The sequence below is a fragment of the Paramuribaculum intestinale genome (assembly GCF_003024925.1).
Taxonomy (GTDB): domain Bacteria; phylum Bacteroidota; class Bacteroidia; order Bacteroidales; family Muribaculaceae; genus Paramuribaculum; species Paramuribaculum intestinale.
On record NZ_PUED01000252.1, the window covers coordinates 1 to 2,691 of the forward strand.

General features: G+C 46.3%; 3 protein-coding genes. 2 read left to right on the forward strand and 1 reads right to left on the reverse strand.

The annotated features are described in order from the left end of the window. Positions 1 to 481 (reverse strand): Arm DNA-binding domain-containing protein (locus tag C5O24_RS12315; RefSeq protein WP_240605004.1); only part of this gene is annotated, 481 nt, incomplete at its 3' end. A gap of 747 nt (positions 482 to 1,228) precedes the next feature. Here C5O24_RS12315 and C5O24_RS12320 point away from each other — a divergent pair. Next, positions 1,229 to 1,798, forward strand: coding sequence for a hypothetical protein (locus C5O24_RS12320; RefSeq protein WP_161553904.1), 570 nt, complete (start codon positions 1,229 to 1,231; stop codon positions 1,796 to 1,798). 120 nt (positions 1,799 to 1,918) lie between these two features. Next, the gene (locus C5O24_RS12325) at positions 1,919 to 2,575 is read left to right on the forward strand and encodes a site-specific integrase (RefSeq protein WP_240605006.1); all 657 of its coding nucleotides are present in this window, start codon (positions 1,919 to 1,921) and stop codon (positions 2,573 to 2,575) included. The last annotated feature ends 116 nt before the right edge of the window (positions 2,576 to 2,691 follow it).

Sequence of the window (2,691 nt, forward strand, 5' to 3'; positions counted from 1 at the left end):
CCGGAATATCATCGACATTCATAGTCAGACGCATGAACTCGCCGAGGTAGGTCACGCAACGTTCCCAACGCAGGTAAGTTGCATTGACCATATCGCCACGCTCCATCTCCTCTTTTCTCTTTGCGTTGGATTCAGTGAAAATCTCACATAGCATCTTAGGCTTCTCAACTTTGCCGAGAAACAGGTCGCGCATAACAATAGGGTTGACGAGTTTCTTCTCACGGACAAGATTGGTATGAATCTCGCAGAATCTGGCCCGTATCTCATCGAGGTACTTGTTCAGTTCCAGATCGCGCCGGGAGCGACCTTTCGAGAGCTTGCGTTTCTGGTCCCAGTTCTCAGGATTGACCGAGCGGCCTATGGCGAGGTCAGTCTGCTGACCTGCCACTGAAATTCTGACATACACCTTGTGGTCGGTGTAGCCTTCCGACCTTGGCTTCCGTGTGAAGAAGGTCAGGGTGAAATAAGGGTTGTTTGTCATGTTACTTACGGGTTTAATGGTTACTTAAAGATACTCATTTTTAACCCGGATTCCAAATGCGCTTCGGAACATGATACTCCGGCGGTGGCGTAACCGTGTACATCAGGCCGATTTTTCGGCGAAATTTAACATTGTACACGAATTTCACACGGCAGAATGGGGAAGACCACAGCAGGGACGACTGAGAAAATCATCGGATAAGGTCAAATCTTAAATAAAGTTAAAATCCACCATATCGCACCCGAATTGTGGGTCGAGGGTCGCGTTCCCGCCCGCAGAACCCCACATTTTCAAAGTTGAATTTCTGCAAATGCACAGTCATCAGCCTGTTGCGGGCCTTTCCGTGTAACCGTGTACATTTTTGTACACGAAACACGATGTACACGTTTTGTACACGCCTGTAGGTAATATTATGCGTTATCCTGCAATTTCACCAAAAAGAAAAAGCACTGAAAATCAACTGATTTCAGTGCTTTGCGGTGTTCTTCCGAACCCTTTCGTGATCCGTCTGGGAGTGACATTTGTGAATCGTATTGAATCGTAATGAATTTTAGCATTCAAAGCTAATTATTACGTATTGATTGATTATCAGCGCCTTATCATAACAAAGCCATTCGAGACATTGAACTTTGGAAATCATCAGGGCGCAAGTAGAGGCAGAAGATGTGGACAAAGCGTGGACGGAAATTTTGCCATGTGGTACAAAATTGCGTAATTTTGTACCACATCAAAATAATCTCTCTGAATATGGCAACCATAACACGCTCTCTATCCTCTAAGGTCAACGCCAATGGCGAAGCTGAAATCATGTTGCGACTGTCGGTGTCGCGCGAACTGCGTCTGCGCCTGAAAAGCGGCATCTTTGTTGAGGCTACCCGTTTTCGTGACGGTAAGATCATTATGCCACGCGCAGACCGAAAGACACTAGCAAAGTTACAAATAATAAATGACAATCTGATATCTTTGGAGAGCCGACTGATTTCGCTCTGTGTAAGCACACCACAAAAGTCTCTCTCCAAAGAATTTTTCGAGGACGCTATTCTGCGTCACCACCACCCGGAACTGTTTGAGGCCGCTCCGAAGAAGATGTCGTTTTTCGATGTGTTCAATGAATTTCTCGACAAGCATCTTGACGGCGCACCACTGTCAGGCCACTACAAGGTGCTTGCCCGACTGTTGCGTCGCTTTGAGCTGTACAGGCAGAAAACGACCCGGACAAAGTTCACGCTTATTCTCAACGACTTTGATTCCGCTGAGATAGAGCGGTTCAAGGAATTTGTGGTCAATGAGCCGAAAATTTATGACAAATATACCTAAATATACAAGAACGCCTCCGATGTACTTGAGACTGCACGTAAGCCCCGTCGCCCGGAGAAACGCGGCGAGAATTCTGTCATAGGGATACTAAAAAGGCTTCGGGCTTTCTTCAACTGGTGTGTGAGACGTGGCTATCTCGACCGCACTCCGTTCGCAACTTTCACAGGTATAGGCAGTGAGAAATACGGCACTCCTTACTATATCACAATAGAGGAGCGCGATTTGATAGCCGATTTCGACCTGTCGGATAAACCGGCTTTGGAGGTGCAACGCGACATATTTGTTTTTCAGTGCCTTATCGGTTGCCGAGTGTCGGACTTGTTGGAAATGACGTCGGGAAGCATCATAAACGGTGCAATCGAGTACATCCCCAACAAGACCAAGAATGAACGCCCGGAGGTTGTACGAGTGCCACTGAATACACGCGCACGGCAATTGGTGGAGAAATATTCTGCCAAAGGAGCTGAGAAACTGTTTCCTTTCATCAGCGCACAGAAATACAACGAGGCAATAAAAAAGATATTCACTCTCTGCGAGATAACCCGAATGGTGACTGTACGCAATCCAAAGACCGGGGAAGAGGAGAAACGCCCGATAAATGAGATTGCAAGCAGCCACATGGCACGGCGTACATTCATCGGCAATCTATACAAGAAAGTCAAGGATCCCAGTCTTGTTGGGGCTTTGTCAGGGCATAAAGAGGGCAGCAAGGCTTTCGCCAGATACAGGGAGATTGACGAGGATCTGAAAAAAGAACTTGTCAGCTTGCTCGACTGATGTTATTTTATCAGCCTATTAAGCTGATTATGTGAGAAATTTGTTGTACCTTTGTAATTGAATTAGTAAAAGGAGATAAAACTATGGCAATGACAATTAAAACATCCCCCGAACTT

What these genes read in the sequence shown, in the direction of transcription:
- C5O24_RS12320 (WP_161553904.1), top strand. Translation starts at nt 1,229, where the DNA reads ATGGCAACCATAACACGCTCTCTATCCTCTAAGGTCAACGCCAATGGC.